20 protein-coding genes and 2 tRNA genes are annotated in these 14,818 nt (G+C 33.6%); 20 read left to right on the top strand and 2 right to left on the bottom strand.

Annotated elements, in window-relative coordinates:
• The first annotated feature begins 77 nt into the window (after positions 1 to 77).
• The 7 genes from LLA01S_RS10295 (at position 78) to rpsD (ending at position 5,495) form a co-directional block, all read left to right on the top strand.
• Entirely contained in the window at positions 78 to 1,208 is a 1,131-nt protein-coding gene (locus LLA01S_RS10295; RefSeq protein WP_011675316.1) for an N-acetyldiaminopimelate deacetylase, read from the top strand.
• Between the two features lie 156 nt (positions 1,209 to 1,364).
• Positions 1,365 to 2,486 carry a polysaccharide deacetylase family protein gene (locus LLA01S_RS10290; protein ID WP_061778271.1) on the top strand — a complete coding sequence of 374 codons (1,122 nt, stop codon included), beginning with the start codon at positions 1,365 to 1,367 and terminating at the stop codon, positions 2,484 to 2,486.
• A 140-nt stretch (positions 2,487 to 2,626) separates the two neighbouring features.
• Positions 2,627 to 2,700 (top strand) — tRNA-Arg (locus tag LLA01S_RS10285).
• 62 nt (positions 2,701 to 2,762) lie between these two features.
• Positions 2,763 to 2,836 (top strand) — tRNA-Pro (locus tag LLA01S_RS10280).
• A 398-nt stretch (positions 2,837 to 3,234) separates the two neighbouring features.
• A complete protein-coding gene (locus LLA01S_RS13380) occupies positions 3,235 to 4,038 on the top strand; it encodes a glucosyltransferase domain-containing protein (RefSeq protein WP_251909551.1) in 804 nt (267 codons plus the stop codon).
• A gap of 74 nt (positions 4,039 to 4,112) precedes the next feature.
• Entirely contained in the window at positions 4,113 to 4,673 is a 561-nt protein-coding gene (locus LLA01S_RS13375) for a hypothetical protein (protein WP_232035078.1), read from the top strand.
• Between the two features lie 210 nt (positions 4,674 to 4,883).
• Positions 4,884 to 5,495, top strand: a complete 612-nt coding sequence (rpsD, locus tag LLA01S_RS10270) for a 30S ribosomal protein S4 (protein ID WP_011675319.1) — start codon at positions 4,884 to 4,886, stop codon at positions 5,493 to 5,495.
• 105 nt (positions 5,496 to 5,600) lie between these two features.
• On the opposite strand, the gene LLA01S_RS10265 is transcribed toward rpsD, so the two are convergent.
• Together LLA01S_RS10265 and LLA01S_RS10260 are read right to left on the bottom strand one after the other, a co-directional pair.
• A complete protein-coding gene (locus LLA01S_RS10265; RefSeq protein ID WP_061778270.1) occupies positions 5,601 to 6,797 on the bottom strand; it encodes a tyrosine-type recombinase/integrase in 1,197 nt (398 codons plus the stop codon).
• A gap of 80 nt (positions 6,798 to 6,877) precedes the next feature.
• Positions 6,878 to 7,591: a helix-turn-helix domain-containing protein gene (locus tag LLA01S_RS10260; RefSeq protein ID WP_061778269.1), complete on the bottom strand. Its 714-nt coding sequence runs from the start codon at positions 7,589 to 7,591 to the stop codon at positions 6,878 to 6,880.
• Between the two features lie 139 nt (positions 7,592 to 7,730).
• Between LLA01S_RS10260 and LLA01S_RS10255 the strand changes: the two genes are divergently transcribed.
• The 13 genes from LLA01S_RS10255 to LLA01S_RS10195 all read left to right on the top strand — a co-directional run bounded on the left by LLA01S_RS10255 (position 7,731) and on the right by LLA01S_RS10195 (position 14,768).
• Positions 7,731 to 7,940, top strand: a complete 210-nt coding sequence (locus LLA01S_RS10255; protein ID WP_061778268.1) for a helix-turn-helix transcriptional regulator — start codon at positions 7,731 to 7,733, stop codon at positions 7,938 to 7,940.
• A gap of 107 nt (positions 7,941 to 8,047) precedes the next feature.
• Complete coding sequence (locus LLA01S_RS10250; RefSeq protein WP_061778267.1) at positions 8,048 to 8,737, top strand: Rha family transcriptional regulator; 690 nt, start codon at positions 8,048 to 8,050, stop codon at positions 8,735 to 8,737.
• Positions 8,738 to 8,808: 71 nt separating this feature from the next.
• On the top strand, positions 8,809 to 8,979 hold the full coding sequence (locus LLA01S_RS10245; protein ID WP_010906219.1) for a DUF1655 domain-containing protein: 171 nt from the start codon (positions 8,809 to 8,811) through the stop codon (positions 8,977 to 8,979).
• A gap of 1 nt (position 8,980) precedes the next feature.
• Positions 8,981 to 9,235 (top strand): hypothetical protein, encoded by a 255-nt coding sequence (locus LLA01S_RS12570; RefSeq protein WP_061778266.1) that lies wholly within the window; start codon positions 8,981 to 8,983, stop codon positions 9,233 to 9,235.
• Positions 9,232 to 9,384 carry a hypothetical protein gene (locus LLA01S_RS12750; RefSeq protein ID WP_061778265.1) on the top strand — a complete coding sequence of 51 codons (153 nt, stop codon included), beginning with the start codon at positions 9,232 to 9,234 and terminating at the stop codon, positions 9,382 to 9,384. Before LLA01S_RS12570 ends, LLA01S_RS12750 begins: the two co-directional genes overlap by 4 nt.
• Positions 9,381 to 9,650 carry a hypothetical protein gene (locus LLA01S_RS10230; RefSeq protein WP_023163720.1) on the top strand — a complete coding sequence of 90 codons (270 nt, stop codon included), beginning with the start codon at positions 9,381 to 9,383 and terminating at the stop codon, positions 9,648 to 9,650. Before LLA01S_RS12750 ends, LLA01S_RS10230 begins: the two co-directional genes overlap by 4 nt.
• A gap of 9 nt (positions 9,651 to 9,659) precedes the next feature.
• Complete coding sequence (locus tag LLA01S_RS10225; RefSeq protein WP_032398904.1) at positions 9,660 to 11,357, top strand: hypothetical protein; 1,698 nt, start codon at positions 9,660 to 9,662, stop codon at positions 11,355 to 11,357.
• A gap of 371 nt (positions 11,358 to 11,728) precedes the next feature.
• Entirely contained in the window at positions 11,729 to 11,911 is a 183-nt protein-coding gene (locus tag LLA01S_RS10220; RefSeq protein WP_003132807.1) for a hypothetical protein, read from the top strand.
• Positions 11,912 to 11,929: 18 nt separating this feature from the next.
• Entirely contained in the window at positions 11,930 to 12,136 is a 207-nt protein-coding gene (locus LLA01S_RS10215) for a hypothetical protein (RefSeq protein WP_010906212.1), read from the top strand.
• A gap of 161 nt (positions 12,137 to 12,297) precedes the next feature.
• Complete coding sequence (locus tag LLA01S_RS10210; protein WP_061778264.1) at positions 12,298 to 12,870, top strand: hypothetical protein; 573 nt, start codon at positions 12,298 to 12,300, stop codon at positions 12,868 to 12,870.
• Between the two features lie 18 nt (positions 12,871 to 12,888).
• Positions 12,889 to 13,251: a hypothetical protein gene (locus tag LLA01S_RS10205; RefSeq protein ID WP_061778263.1), complete on the top strand. Its 363-nt coding sequence runs from the start codon at positions 12,889 to 12,891 to the stop codon at positions 13,249 to 13,251.
• 180 nt (positions 13,252 to 13,431) lie between these two features.
• Positions 13,432 to 13,602, top strand: a complete 171-nt coding sequence (locus LLA01S_RS12645; protein WP_061778262.1) for a hypothetical protein — start codon at positions 13,432 to 13,434, stop codon at positions 13,600 to 13,602.
• Between the two features lie 293 nt (positions 13,603 to 13,895).
• Complete coding sequence (locus tag LLA01S_RS10195) at positions 13,896 to 14,768, top strand: hypothetical protein (protein ID WP_061778261.1); 873 nt, start codon at positions 13,896 to 13,898, stop codon at positions 14,766 to 14,768.
• Positions 14,769 to 14,818: the final 50 nt, after the last annotated feature.

Genomic DNA, 14,818 nt, shown 5'->3' with positions numbered 1-14,818 from the left:
AAGTAGAAATTCACAGGAAAAAAAGAGTAAAATAAATAAAAAAACTTTTGAAATTTAGCTTAGTAATGAGGACAAATATGATAAATTTAATCGAAATCCGACGTCAACTTCACCAAATTCCCGAAATTGGACTTGAAGAACATAAAACTCAAAAATATTTATTGACGATCATTCATCAAATTATTCAAAATAAATCTTTTATTCAAGTTGAAACTTGGCAAACTGGTATTTTGGTATATTTAAAAGGGAGTCAAGGCCAAAAAACAATTGGCTGGCGCACAGATATTGACGGACTTCCTGTTGAAGAATTGACTAATTTACCATTTGCTAGTAAAAATGGACGAATGCATGCTTGTGGACATGATATTCACATGACTGTTGCTCTTGGTTTACTTGAAAAATTGAGTGAAAGTCAGCCTAAGAATAATCTTCTTTTTCTTTTTCAACCTGCGGAGGAAAATGAAGCAGGTGGCAAACTAATGTATGATGGTGGAGCTTTTAAGAATTGGCTCCCCGATGAATTTTATGGATTACATGTTAGACCTGACTTAAAAGTAGGAGATATTGCCACTAATGAACAGACTCTTTTTGCTGGAACTTGTGAAGTTGAGTTGACTTTCGTTGGGACAGGAGGACATGCTGCTTTTCCGCATACGGCAAATGATGCACTCGTTGCTGCCGCTTATTTCGTCACTCAAGTTCAGACGATTGTGAGCCGTAATGTTGACCCCTTAGATTCAGCAGTGGTAACATTCGGAAAAATGGAGGCCGGAACAACCAATAATATTATTGCTGAACGTGCCTTTTTGCATGGGACCATTCGGAGTTTGACCCAAGAAGTCAATGAATTGACTCAAAAACGTTTGACCGAACTTGCCAAAGGTGTTGCCCAATCTTTTGATATGACCATTGATTTAAAACTCAAACAAGGAGGTTATCTTCCTGTTGAAAATAATCCTAAACTGGCAAAAGAACTCATGGATTTTTTTAGAAATGAAACAAAAGCAAATCTGATTGATATTGCACCGGCAATGACCGGTGAAGATTTTGGTTATCTGTTGAGTAAGATTCCTGGGGTCATGTTTTGGCTTGGGATTAACAGTGAAGCTCCTTTACATTCTCAAAAAATGCAAGCTGATGAAGAAGTGCTTGATTTTGCTGTAGAAGCCATTGGTCAATTTTTAGATTTTAAAGCAAATAGGAACTAATAATATCTGATTTTTTCATAAAAAAATAAATTAACAACTTTAATATTGAATAGGGATATGTTATTATAGAAAGATAGAAGTTAAAATAACATTTTTGTATTAATGGTGTTACAAATAGGACTTTTTCGAAATATATAGGAGTTTTTAAGAAGAAAAATGAGTCAAAAAAGAAGTGCAAGATCAAAGAGTTCAAAAAAGGCCTTTTGGAAACTGACGTTGATTATGGGAGCCCTGCTGATTGTTGTCGCTGGAATCGGGACATATTATTACGATCAAGGAGTTCGTAAGCAGAATATTGCTTATGAAAAGCAGGTAAATGAAGCAAAAGAAGCCAAAGATAAAGCCTATAATTCCAGAAAAACAAGCGACATTAATGAAGCAAAAAAACTAATTGTTAAGCTCCATGAGAAAGATAAAAGTAGTCTAAATCAATCAATTACTCAACTTTTGGCATATTTGACAGATATTGATAAAGTGAGTCAACTGGTTGCTAAAGAGCATCAAAATATCACCGAAGATACGATAAAAGAAGCAGAGCAAGCTCTTGAACTTTTAAATGCTTCTTATGAAAAAACAGATAAAGAAAAATTTGCTCAACAAATCGCTACTGATAAGCAAGTTCTTGTTGAACGACAAAAAGAGGCTGAACGATTGCTGATGAAAAAAAATAAATTAGCAAATCAAAAATTGATTGCTTTGACTTTTGATGATGGTCCAAACCCGACTACCACTCCTCAGTTACTAAAAACATTGAGTGCTGCAAAAGTTCCCGCTACCTTTTTTGCTTTGGGTAAAGAGGCTCAGCAGTATCCCGATATTATTAAAGAGGAATCTGACTTAGGAAATGAAGTCGCTTCACATACTTGGGATCATAAAGATTTGGTGACTTTGTCACCGGCTCAACAAAAACAAGAAATTGAAAGTGCCAATCAATTAATCAATAAGATTACAGGGAAAAATGTCACGCTCTTTAGACCTCCGTACGGAAGTTACAATAATTCTGTATTGTGCCAAACTGATTTAACAGCAGTCAACTGGTCAGTGGATACTAATGACTGGCGTTACCATACAAGCGCACCGGTCGTTCAAAATGTAGCGACTTATGCTCATGATGGTGCGATTATTTTGATGCATGATATTCATCAGTGGTCAGTAGATGCCGTACCACAAATTATTCAAAATTTGAAAGCACAAGGATATACTTTTGTGACTGTCAGTACTTTATTGGATATTCGAAATGGGGGCGCAAAAGCACAACAAGTGTATTTTGGCAGATAAATTGATAGAGGAATAGTATTTTATCTATTCCTTTTTTTGCTGACAAAAACCTAATTTATTTTAAATTTTTGCATGTAATGAGTTTATTCTTGACAACTTTTGGGAAACTTGGTATACTAATATAGTCGTTTAAGAGAAACGCAGGCGTGGCTCAACTGGATAGAGTACCTGACTACGAATCAGGCGGTTGTAGGTTCGAATCCTACCGCTTGCATAAATAAAATATGACGAAAGTCATTTTTTTATTTGAATGCTTTAAAAAAATTATATTAGCTACGGGAAGTAGCTCAGCTTGGTAGAGTACTTGGTTTGGGACCAAGGTGTCGCAGGTTCGAATCCTGTCTTCCCGATTACCGACTAACCCTAACTCATCTTTCGTGGATGAGTTTTTTTGATACCAAAATTAGCTAATCTTCCATAATTCTTGAAAGTGTTATCAAGATATGATAAAATTCAAGTGATAATGTGAGTTGAGGGAATCTCTAAAAGCGAGCATTAAATGAAAGGAGCCATCATGGCATATAAATCACATAAATTTGGTAAACGTAACGGAAAAAAACACTTTAACGCAGTAGGTGTAAGAACTGCACCAAAACCAGAAGCTAAAAAAGAAGAAAAATAATTAATTTTATCTTTCTAAATTCTTGACTCATCTATTGAAGATGGGTTTTTTTGATTCCAAAAATCGCTGATATACTATGTATATCAGGTCTTGACATTCTGTCAAGACCAATACTAAGGAGCGATGATGGAAGAAAATAAGAACTTATTTAAGAGAAAAATTTTTCCACTTTTAATAATCACTTGTGCGATTACATTGACCTATTTTCCTTATTTTAAGAATACATTCGGTATTGATACGAGTACGATGATAAAAAGTCAAGGACAGATGTTAAGTGGCTATTTGTCGCAAGGACGTTTTGGAATGGTCTGGATTTTTGAACTTTTGATTCATCGTTATAATAATCAAATTGTTCCGTTTATTGTTATCCCACTTCTTGTTGGTGCTGGGATTTATCTTTATTTCACTTTAAATAAGTATGATAAAGAGTCATCGGATTTTGCGGCTAGTTTATTTGCGATTGTTTTTATCTGCAATCCAGTGGTTTATGCCCAACTTTATTTTAAAATGCAAGCAATTCAGATTGTAATAGGGGTATTTTGTGTACTTTTGGGAATAAATTTGAGCTTATCAAGACTTAGAACTTCAGTTAAAATTATTGGTTCTGTCTTATTATTTGCTTTTTCATTTTTGATTTATCAAGTTTTTGTCTTCTTTATTTTTTCAATGATTTTATTTTGTTTTTACGTTTTTAGAGATAAACGTCAGCAAATTTTGCAAGTCATGGTGCCTAGTTGGCTTGTTGCAAGTCTTATATATTTCCTAAGTTATTTTCTAGCTTCATTTATGATTCACTATTCTTCTTATGGAAATGAAACTTATATGATGTGGAATAAATTACCTGAACTGGGAAATTTGCAAAAGATAGGCGCTTTATTTATTGCACTATTTGCCTTAGCTTATCTGTTTTTATTGATAATTACTAATTGATAATTACTATAAGAAGATTTAGAGCAAAAAAAGAAATCAATGTCTTATTATTGATACTGTTGATTGGGTCAATAATGACATTTAACATGGCTTTTGGTAATTTACGGCCTGCTCCTCGTGTTTATTTTGGAACATTTTCGACGGTCTTTTCTGGAATATTATACTTGGGAATTAGAAAAGGAAATGGTCTGAAATATCTTTTTTTGCTGATTATTTTATTTTCTATGTTTTTTACTTTTAGCCTTTCTCATAAGGCGAACTTATCTTATGAAAATGACCAGATTTTGACGGAAAACGTTATGAAATATGCTCGAGAGCATAATATATTGGAAAATGGAACTAATCTTGTCTTTAATGGAAATTTACAAACAGGAAATCAGGGAATGCTTAATAAATTTCAAGATATTTTTATTACAGGTGCTACGAGGGTATCTTTTTTCCAATTTGACCCACCTTTGACGTCTTTAAGACCTTATGATTTTATGGAAATTAAAGGCTATCATTTCAAAATTCCTACCCCAAAATTGAGAGCAAATCTTAGTTTGAAATATGAACATTTACCAAATTATCCGAGCGAAAAATCAATGTTTTGGGATAAAGGAGAAAATGCGCTTCTTGTGAAGCTTTCTAATTGAGCTTTTCTTGACAAAATAAGGATTTTTGGTATAATAGAAAAGTTGAATATAGCAGTCAGCTAGAAAGCTCGTCAACATTTTGCTGTTATGTCAAGGAAGATAAGTCATTATGTTCCTTGTGTCAAGTAACTGAAGCTATAAGCGAAGGCAAAATGAACGAATTCGAGGCTGTCAATATTCTTCAAATAAAATATTTGGAGGACATAAATTATGTCACGTTATACTGGTCCATCATGGAAACAATCACGCCGTTACGGAATCTCACTTACTGGTTCTGGTAAAGAAATCGCACGTCGTAACTACGTACCTGGACAACACGGTCCAAACAACCGTTCAAAACTTTCTGAATACGGTCTTCAATTGGCTGAAAAACAAAAACTCCGTTTTACTTACGGTCTTTCTGAACGTCAATTCCGTAACTTGTACGTTGCTGCAACTAAAGTTAAAGAAGGAACTGTTGGTTACAACTTCATGACTTTGCTTGAACAACGTCTTGATAACGTTGTTTACCGTCTTGGTCTTGCGACTACTCGTCGTCAAGCACGTCAATTCGTAAACCACGGTCACATCCTTGTTGATGGAAAACGCGTTGATATCCCATCATTCCGCGTACAACCTGGTCAAGTGATTTCAGTTCGCGAAAAATCTATGAAAGTTCCTGCAATCCTTGAAGCTGTTGAAGCTACTAAAGGTCGCGCTAACTTCGTATCATTTGATGCTGACAAACTTGAAGGAACTCTTGTTCGTCTTCCTGAACGTGATGAAATCAACCCAGAAATTAACGATGCTCTTATCGTCGAATTCTACAACAAAATGATGTAATTTCTTATTAAGATAAAATATAGCTCTAAGCCCTATCTAACAGGGTTTAGAGCTTTTTTATTTTCATTTAAAATACAATTACCTACGTTTTTACTAACGTTAGCTCTAAAAATTAGCGTATTTTGCGAAAAGTTCTACAGCCTCAGATTCCTTTTCTTTTTCCAGATGGCTATAAATATCCATAGTCATTTTTATACTTGCATGTCCTAATCTTGTTTGAATTTCCTTATATGATACTCCAGCATTCAATAATAATGATGCATGAGAATGCCGAAAGCCATGAAATCCAATATCATGAAGTTCGGTAGCTTTAAAAGTAGCCTGTAGTGATTTTCTAAGCCGTTGATAGTCGAGTATTTTACCTTGATTTGTAGGAAAAATAAGTGATTGATTAGGTTGGCCAAGCTTTAAAAAGTATGACTTTTGATATAAATGCCAACGTTGCAAGTGTGATATTGTTTTGCTGTCAATGATAACTACTCGCTTGCTATGCTTTGTTTTCGGTGTATCTTGTATTGTTTGGTGTCCAGTAGTAGTTTTACTGACAGAAATTGTCTGCTTTTCGAAGTCAATATCAGACCATGATAAGGCAGTGGCCTCGCCAATCCGCAAACCAGAAGCAGTCAGTAAACGACAAATGGCTCTTAGCTCATTATTTACCCAAGTATTTGGCAAACTCTCCATATAATCAAAATAAGACTGTAGTTGTTCTTTGTTGAAATGCTTTACTTCACGTTCAGTGGTTTCCATTTTAACATTAGGGACAATGACAGTTAGGCATGGGTTAGAGCTGACCAAACCCATAGAAATCGCATATTTAAATATCCTATTAGTTACATTAAGAAGAAGTTTGTACCCTTTGGCATTCCCTTTATTTCTTCTCATCGCTCCATTAAGTGGTTGACCTGCATTTTCAGCCCAGCGATTGACTTGTAGCTGAATTTGAGAAGTTGTCAGTCTATCGATTTTAGTATTGCCGAAAGCTGGCAAGATATATCTGTTTAGATTAGACCGCATTATCTCTATTGAATGGCTTTTCACTGTATGTTGATACATATCAAACCAAGATTCGGTAACCTCAGCAAAAGTCTTTAACTGCTTTTCTTTTTTCATACATCCATTTTTAATAAAAACATTCTGCAGACGTTGAAGTTTAGTTTTAACGTCTTTTTTTGTGCGTCCTCTTATATCAGTTCGAACTTGCTTACCTGTCAGTACATCAGTACCGATATAAGCGCCACGGAGAATATATCGCACCTCTCCGGCTTTTGTTTTGTATTCTTTTATATTTAGTTTGTTCATGTTGATTCTCCTCTTTGCATTTGGCCGTGCGCAAAATTGAGAACATGAAAATTTTATGCTGATTAGTTATAAATTTTTAACTATTTAATTCTTTGGTCTATTTTTTTTGTAAAATCACGAAGTGAATCAAGATTAGATGCTATTTGGGGATCATCCAAAAAACGTAAAGCATCAAAATATGCTCCTAAGAAATCCTCTAGAGAATGTAGCCTTTCAAGTATTTCCCTAGAATTCTCTGTTAAATAATCCCCAGCACTTGTCTCTTCATTATCGTTATTATAGTAACTTTTGTACGAATATTTCATAGTGTCAAGGATTCTAGTACGCAATTCTCTACTAAGATTTGTTAAGATATTATTTTCCAAACTTTTGGGATCAGACCAAGATTTGATTGTATTTTTCTTTACTTCATCAAATTTTTTATCAGCTTGGTCAGTATTTAAGAAACTAGAAGCATTGGAGTACATTACATTCTTAATTTCATTAATAATAAATGGAGTAATTTCTTTATTTATCTTTTTGTCAATTGATAGCTCTATCTGTAGTTTATCCATAAGGGTATCAATGTACTCATCCATAGTTCCATGAAGAATATATTCTACAGAAGTATCACCTATTTTTGCAATTGACTTTAATCTATCAGCATTAGGCAAAGTTTGACCTTTTTCCCATTTTGAAACATTACTCTTCCCTGCACTAAATAATTTTCCAAATTCCTCAAGATTCATACCTTTTGATAAACGTATAGAATTTATACGCTGTCCTACTGATTTTTTATTGATATTGTTAGTCATTACTTCACCTCTTTTATAGAATTATAACATTATTTTTTAGAAAAAAAACAAAAAAGTAGAAAAAAGTATCATATTTTTGTTGACATTACTAATAAGAAAAGATATAATAGGTGTCATAAAGTAGAAAGGAGATTTTATTGTGAGCAATATAAATAAGATTAAAGGATACCGTAATATGCTTGGGAAAACTCAATCCGAAATGGCAAAAGAGTTAGATATAAGCTCTCAAAGTTATTATAATAAGGAAAACGGATATGTTTCTTTTAGAGATAAAGAAAAAATAAAAATTAAAAATATGTTAATACCACTTTTTCCAAAGATCACAATTGAAGATATTTTTTTTGATTAAAAGGTGTCATAAAGTAGAAAAGCATTTGGCCGTGCGCAAAATTGAAAGTACGAAGTCAGCCGTTGAAATACGGGATTGCGTATTAAACGCTAGAAAGAAATTTAATAATGAAAGACTTAGCATTTTTAACCAGTCCTGACATGAGTAAAGCGGAAGTTGTGACTAACCATATCGTTATTGCTGAATATGCAGGAATCGAAAGGACATCGTTACGTTTACTCATCAATAAACATAAAAAAGATTTTGAGCAATTCGGTAAGTTGATATTTGAAATATCGACCTTGCCAGATAGTCGAGGTCAAAAAGTAAAAATCTATCAACTTAATAGAAATCAAGCCATGTTGATGATTACTTATTTAGATAATACAGAAGTAGTTAGAAATTTTAAAATCGCTCTTGTAAAACGATTTGATGAAATGGAGAAGGAACTCTATGCAAGAAAAATTGCAAGAGCAGTTGAAAAGCCGAAAGGAATTACTCTTCATCAAGCTATTTCTGAGTGGAATCATTACTCACGACATGGTAATACATGGCATACGATTATTAGAAGTTTGCTTGCTACAACAGTAACAGGACTGACAAAGAAGCAAATTCAAGCTAGAGATACTGACTGGCGAAAAGAAAAAACGCTCCTAGACCTCCTTGATTCGGTGGAAATGGAACGTTACAAAATGCTTGAAAGTATCGCAATAGCAATGATTGAAGCTGGTTCTGATTACGAACCACTCAAAGTTGCTATTAAAGCAACAATGGAAACAAAAAAAGCCGTAAGTGATCCCCATCAAAACGACTTTTAAACTATAAGTAAGGCAAGCTCTTCATGAGTTTTGCTTTACTCAAATTATAACATATTTGAGGAGAAACACAAATGACAGAATTTATAACCATTGATGAAGCGAAGCTATTATTCACAGAGTGCTTAGCAAAATCGAGACACCATATTGAAGTGGATGATGTCACTGACAAACTTTTTGATGGTAAAAGCGTAGCCACCTTTACTTTTATGGGTAATGGCTATCAAGTGGAATTGGAGGCTTAAAATGCAATCATCTACTTTCAAAATAGAAGATTTAGAGAAAGCACGAACTTTTGAAAATAAACATTTTTTAATTCTCTCTGTAAAAATGAATTCTGAAATTGGACATCAAGTTTTTTTAAAAAGCATAAAAAACAAAAAAACAGTAATTATTTTCAATCAAAATAAAGCACCTCTTTGTATCAAAGTATCTCATGAGTTTGCACAAAGTTGGAAACTTCAAAAACAAGCCGAAATTAAGAAAAGAGATAAAGTATGAAATTTATAAAAATGGACGTTATAAGCACAGAAATACTACCTACTTGGTTGGTTAAACCTAGTCGTGCTGAAGTAAGAAAAATATTAATTGTCAATGAATCTAAAGCTCCAAAGTTGCATATAAGACTTAAACGAGGAGGGAAATCATGAGTATCTTATCATTTGAAGCAGAGCAGGAACTGACTCAATCAGTATTAAATCGTGTTGATAAATTAGTTGAGGCAAGAGTTGAACAAAGTCGTGAGTTCCCATATGTGCAACAAGCTGAATTATTGAAAGAACTGAACATTTCAACCACATATTTAGCTAAACTTCGGGCACACGGATTAAAGCAAGTGGTTTTAGAAGATGGAGATCGTACTGTTTGGTATAAAAAAAGTCAATTGGAATCCTTGATGGATTCATTGGCTGAATAGGGGGAAGAAGTGACAGAAGTTAAAACTGATTACGGAGATTTGGAAAAACAACGCAAAGCATGGGAACGGTTAGAAAATAATCTAAAAAAGGTGATTAATCTTCCCTGGGAAAAATTTGGAAACATTGATGGCGCTAAGATTCCTCAAAGTCTTGATTTGGTCCATATCTTGCATCGTGATATTTATGAATATCCTTATCTGTCAGTAAAGTCTACAGGAGAAAATAAAAGAATCAAAAGACCTAGTTTGCATTTAAACAATGGTCAAAATACTGTATCTATTTTCTACGGTGGAGTTAATAAAAAAGCTGAAAAAACTGACGATGGAGAAGATAAAGAAGTAGTTACATTAAAATCAAGTAAAAGTATACCTCGTTTTGTCAATGTGATCCTAGATTATCTATTTGGAAAGCTTGCTTTGCATAATGGATATTTATATGATATTTCAACCTCACAATTCAAACGATTGTCAGAGATGGATATTGCTCATGAATATAAATTAGGCAAGCGTTCTGATTTCACAGCTAGTGAGGTTGTAGAAATTATATCTTTTATAGATGAACAGATAAAGCTAAAACCTCTTAAGGAAATTAAAGCATCCATTATTGCTTGTCATGACTTTCAAATGGATCTGCATCAAAAGATAATTTTAAAAGATTGTTCTATCAAAGACAATGAATGTTATTTTAAAGTGTTTGATTGCCAACTCTCTGATGTAATTGAGATGTCAATCTTGAACGCTAATTACTTAGGAATGGTGATAGATGATGTAGACAGCTTGCATAATGCGCAACTACAGCCAATCTATCAAATGCTGGTGGCATGTCGTGAGATTACTAAGACAAGGTTCTTTGTCAGTAAATCTGGGACACGTACTGGTAAAGGCTTGCGTCATAAAGTAATTTCATCCATTTTTGATACGAAACATGTCAACCTAGACGAACTCTCAAATAAGGCAACGGCCGCAATGGCTTGGGCTGGATTTGATGGAGGGGAAATGTTACTGGTGACTGAATCAGGAGAAATTGGAAAGAGTTTAGAACGTTATTTGAAAATACTGGCTACTGAAAGTACATATCGTGGTCGAGGAATTGGCCAAAACTATGCGGATATTAATCTTACTGGTGTGCTGTCTATTGATTCAAATGAAAAAGTCTTATTTTCTTCTGAGATGAATAGCAGGGCTGTGAACATTGCTTTTAAGAATCGTCCTAAAGGGGAAACTGATAGCGAACGTGAATCAATCTTTGCACCCTACTGGGAAGCATTCACTGAACAACGAGTATCTGAGACCAGTCGAGAAGCAACGGCGCTTGCAGGAGTCGCTGCTTTGTATTCTTCATTTGTCTATTGGAGACAGAATAAATTTAAGTTCAATTTTAAGCAAGTGGAAATGGACAATTTCAGCAGTGATCACTTCGATTTTGATGATGTACAAATTTATATTATTGAGGAACACATCAAAGGGAACAAGACAATAATCAAAACGGATGAGGTTCAGAAGCTATTGAAAGAAACCTATTACGGTGCTGGAAGTCCTAAACGAAGAAAAGAAGCTCTTGATATTATTGGATATTTTGAAACTACAAGGAAATTACCAACTTTTGAGGGTGAGCGTCGTACTTTTAGAGTAATTGCAATAGGAAATCCACGTCGAGCATCAAAAGCAGTCGCCGCATTTCTTGAAACAATGTATGAGCCACCATAATGACCACACTTTGACCACGATTTTACCACGATTTTACCACGGAATAATAAGGGCTATAAATAGCGGTATTAAAGGAATGACCACGCAAAAAACGCAAAAAACACTTTTTATTTTAAGAAATAATATTTTATTGATTGTATATTAACATTTTAAGTATACCAATTATAGAGCAGTTTATTGTTTTTAATATTATATTATAGAGAATTTATAAAAAAGCGTATTTTGCGTGTCAATGGCTTAGTAAAGCGAATTATAAGCGTGGTAAAAACGTGGTTGACCACGCAAAAAAAGTGTGGTCTAGAGAACGATTTTAGAAACTAATAGTCATCAAATAGAAAAAGCTATACCAATTTAGAAAAAGAGGTTTGATAATGAGCTTTAATTTTACAAAGACAGTAGTCTTTACAGTCAATGAAAAAATGCCATTTAATATTCCTTATGATGAAGAGGAATTTGAGAAATTTAGTCATGCACTTTTAGTTGATAAAAATGCGGAGTGGCTAGGTGGCTATTTATTTAACATAAAAAATATTGTTTCAATAAAACGAGTTTAAACATAGGGAGATAAAAAAATGAGCGACAAAGTAATTATGGTTTATACAGTAAATGATTCATCAGCATTTGTCTTTAATCAGACACTGGATAATATGAAAGTCATTGGCAAATGGCAAGATGACCCTGACCAGTTATTTAAACTAGGCACTACCGTATTTAATGGAAGTCATGTTGTGGCGATTAAAGTCGCAAAACGTGGGCCACTTGGTACAGTACCAGAATAATAAAGGAGAAATAATGAGGGTAAGACACCCACCAAAATCAGTTGTTTTAACTAACTTATAAAAACAGCTATCAACCCAATAAACATAGGGAATTACAGGGGCTATCAATAGTTCCGATTATAATATATATTTACTAACAAATAAATACAGGAGAAACCACAATGAAAACATTTGAAGAAATTGAATCAGAACTTATCAATCAAAAAGACGGTAATTTATTGGAAATTGAGAAGTTTAAAAATAATAAAGAAAAAGCGGAAAGAGCCTTGAAAATCGCTAATGAGGAATTAATCAAAGCCGAGGAGACCGCTGACTTAGTAGCTTATGATAAAGCCAAGGGGAATATTTCAACGTCTCAACACGCTATTGAATTGTATCAAAAGCAGTTAGACAAATTGGAAAGCATTCCATTAGTGACCAAAGATGATTATAATCAATTGGTCTCAGATATTCAAAAGGCTGCCGATAAGTTACAAGATGAGTTGAATATTAAGGGCGCTAAGCTAATGGCAGAACTTAAGGCATTGGCTGATGAATCTAATGCGGTCTACCATAAAGCTGATGAGTTGTTACGTATTGCGCAGTATGATGTTTATAAAGACGCTGACTGTTTAGTCGCGTCAAACGGTACCAGAATAACGCGAGCGGTAGAGTATAAACGAAACAACTCAGTCCGAAATGTTTATAACTTTAAATATCTTGGCAACACATTTCTTGATGATATGAACGCATAATAAGGGGGGAGGGACACCATGACAGAAACAATCAAAGACAACAGCAAACAACATACAGGCAATTGGGTTGAGGACATCCGAAAAGGCGCAGAGATTGAACGCAAAGAACGAGAGGAGACGAGCAGACAGCGGAGCAAAGAAGCCTTTGACAAGATGAGAGATAAGGCGAACGCCGAACGTGATGAGATTAATGGATTGATGAAACAAGTTGCCGAAAGAAATTACAATGATAATAAGTTAAAGCGTGACAAAGAAATTGAAGCCGCTAAACAAAAAGCTATGCAACAGATTGAATCTGAATATGAAAGCAAGCACGGAGTCGATACCGACAAGACGGAACGAACTAAGCAAGCATTGAGCAACTTACTAAAAGGTTTATAAATAATAAAAAAATATTTATATTAATTTATTATTTATTAATTTTATTTTTTAAATCTGAAAATATTTTTAAAGAAACTATGGGGGGCATAGTCCCCTCCCTCTGGGTAACTCCGTACTTCACGCCGTCACTGTACATTTTTTCTCGTGTATGTGTTTAACAAGCAGAAAGGGGGGATAAAAATGAGCGTTATTCGGTGCAAAACTTGCAAAAATTTGTTCAATACAGCCAAGCAAGCAAGATATTGTAGCGAAGAATGTAGAAAAGAAGCTCGTAAGAAAGTTCGTAAAAAATGGGAAACAAAGAATCCTGAATATATGAAAAATTATATGCGAGGATATCGTGAAAAATAGTCTCGCAAGTTCAGTTTTATAGCATTACAAAATACAAAACAAATAAAAAGTCCCCTAAAGGGCTATGATATAATAGTAGTTAAGAAATCTGTTTTAAAGCCCGTTCCCAGCGGGCTTTTTTGTTATAAATTTTAGGACTAATAATAAAGGTGATACTTACAAGTGTCACCTTGGACCTTGGATGATATGAACTTTAATATATTAATAGAAACGTGTTTTTAGTTAAAGTTGTATGTTGCTCAATTCCCTGTTTTTTATCTTTATGTTATAATTTTGACGAAGGGAAATAGTCTATGAGGAATAATAATTTTTATAAAGTTAATTATATGCAAATTGAAAAACAGATTGTTGAATTGTCTTACCAAATTTCATTTGATGATGAAAATCTATCGAGTAATGTTCACTCATTAAAAATTGCAAACCTTATACTCGAATGTGCAAATCAAATAGAATCTATTGCGAAGGATTTATACTTTGAGAACGGTGGGAAAGGGGCAAGAGATAAGGTATTTTATGATCATGACTGCCTGTTTAAATTGCTAAATGACTGGAAATTACAGAACAGACTCGTTATTCTAACTCTTAATTCATCATCTATAACAAAAAAAGAATTCAAATACTATATGCCTTTCTACCATACTTTAAAAAATGTATTAGTAACTAATAGTAGTGGTGACAAGATTAAAGAAAAAAGACCAAATTATCCATGGAATAAAAGTTACCAAGCTTTAAAGCATGACTATATAAACTCAATAGAGAAGCATGCTACATTAAATAATTTATTACTCATATCTTCTATGCTGTATTTACTGATATGTTATCAAAACTTTAGTAAAATTAAAATGACTAAAAGAAAACCAGAGTTAAAAAATGAAGAATCTTATGTATATAGTAGTGAACTATTCTCATTAGAGGCTATAAATTTCGCAACTGTAGAGTCAGTGCTTGATTTCGATACTTACAACAAATACTTTCAAAATAAAATCGAAAATTCTGTTTTAATTACAAGATATTCTGATAAAAGTGCAAAAAAAATATCAAAAAATAATGGCGTAAAAGTTGCTACGGTTATCGTATCTAAGATGGATCCGGGGAAATTAACTCAGTTTGAGGAAATTGAGTATGAAACCGTACTCAACAAAGGTCAAAACATTTATGATTTATAATGTTTTAATAATAGTAATTGTATAAAATTAACATTTTTATAAGATAATAA

Origin of the sequence: Lactococcus cremoris subsp. cremoris NBRC 100676, assembly GCF_001591705.1 — a bacterium.
Classification (GTDB): Bacteria; Bacillota; Bacilli; order Lactobacillales; family Streptococcaceae; genus Lactococcus; species Lactococcus cremoris.
The sequence above is the reverse complement of the archived record's forward strand: the minus strand, read 5'-3'. Positions and strand labels throughout refer to the sequence as shown.

Excerpts from the sequence above, each read along its gene's own strand:
- LLA01S_RS10210 (WP_061778264.1), top strand. The coding sequence starts at position 12,298 with ATGAAAACATTTGAAGAAATTGAATCAGAACTTATCAATCAAAAAGAC.
- LLA01S_RS10290 (WP_061778271.1), top strand. The coding sequence starts at position 1,365 with ATGAGTCAAAAAAGAAGTGCAAGATCAAAGAGTTCAAAAAAGGCCTTT.
- LLA01S_RS13375 (WP_232035078.1), top strand. The coding sequence starts at position 4,113 with ATGACATTTAACATGGCTTTTGGTAATTTACGGCCTGCTCCTCGTGTT.
- LLA01S_RS10230 (WP_023163720.1), top strand. The coding sequence starts at position 9,381 with ATGAGTATCTTATCATTTGAAGCAGAGCAGGAACTGACTCAATCAGTA.
- LLA01S_RS12645 (WP_061778262.1), top strand. The coding sequence starts at position 13,432 with ATGAGCGTTATTCGGTGCAAAACTTGCAAAAATTTGTTCAATACAGCC.
- LLA01S_RS10245 (WP_010906219.1), top strand. The coding sequence starts at position 8,809 with ATGACAGAATTTATAACCATTGATGAAGCGAAGCTATTATTCACAGAG.
- LLA01S_RS12570 (WP_061778266.1), top strand. The coding sequence starts at position 8,981 with ATGCAATCATCTACTTTCAAAATAGAAGATTTAGAGAAAGCACGAACT.
- LLA01S_RS10295 (WP_011675316.1), top strand. The coding sequence starts at position 78 with ATGATAAATTTAATCGAAATCCGACGTCAACTTCACCAAATTCCCGAA.
- LLA01S_RS10215 (WP_010906212.1), top strand. The coding sequence starts at position 11,930 with ATGAGCGACAAAGTAATTATGGTTTATACAGTAAATGATTCATCAGCA.
- LLA01S_RS10260 (WP_061778269.1), bottom strand. The coding sequence starts at position 7,591 with ATGACTAACAATATCAATAAAAAATCAGTAGGACAGCGTATAAATTCT.
- LLA01S_RS10265 (WP_061778270.1), bottom strand. The coding sequence starts at position 6,797 with ATGAACAAACTAAATATAAAAGAATACAAAACAAAAGCCGGAGAGGTG.
- LLA01S_RS10250 (WP_061778267.1), top strand. The coding sequence starts at position 8,048 with ATGAAAGACTTAGCATTTTTAACCAGTCCTGACATGAGTAAAGCGGAA.
- LLA01S_RS10195 (WP_061778261.1), top strand. The coding sequence starts at position 13,896 with ATGAGGAATAATAATTTTTATAAAGTTAATTATATGCAAATTGAAAAA.
- LLA01S_RS13380 (WP_251909551.1), top strand. The coding sequence starts at position 3,235 with ATGGAAGAAAATAAGAACTTATTTAAGAGAAAAATTTTTCCACTTTTA.
- LLA01S_RS10205 (WP_061778263.1), top strand. The coding sequence starts at position 12,889 with ATGACAGAAACAATCAAAGACAACAGCAAACAACATACAGGCAATTGG.
- LLA01S_RS10220 (WP_003132807.1), top strand. The coding sequence starts at position 11,729 with ATGAGCTTTAATTTTACAAAGACAGTAGTCTTTACAGTCAATGAAAAA.
- rpsD (WP_011675319.1), top strand. The coding sequence starts at position 4,884 with ATGTCACGTTATACTGGTCCATCATGGAAACAATCACGCCGTTACGGA.
- LLA01S_RS12750 (WP_061778265.1), top strand. The coding sequence starts at position 9,232 with ATGAAATTTATAAAAATGGACGTTATAAGCACAGAAATACTACCTACT.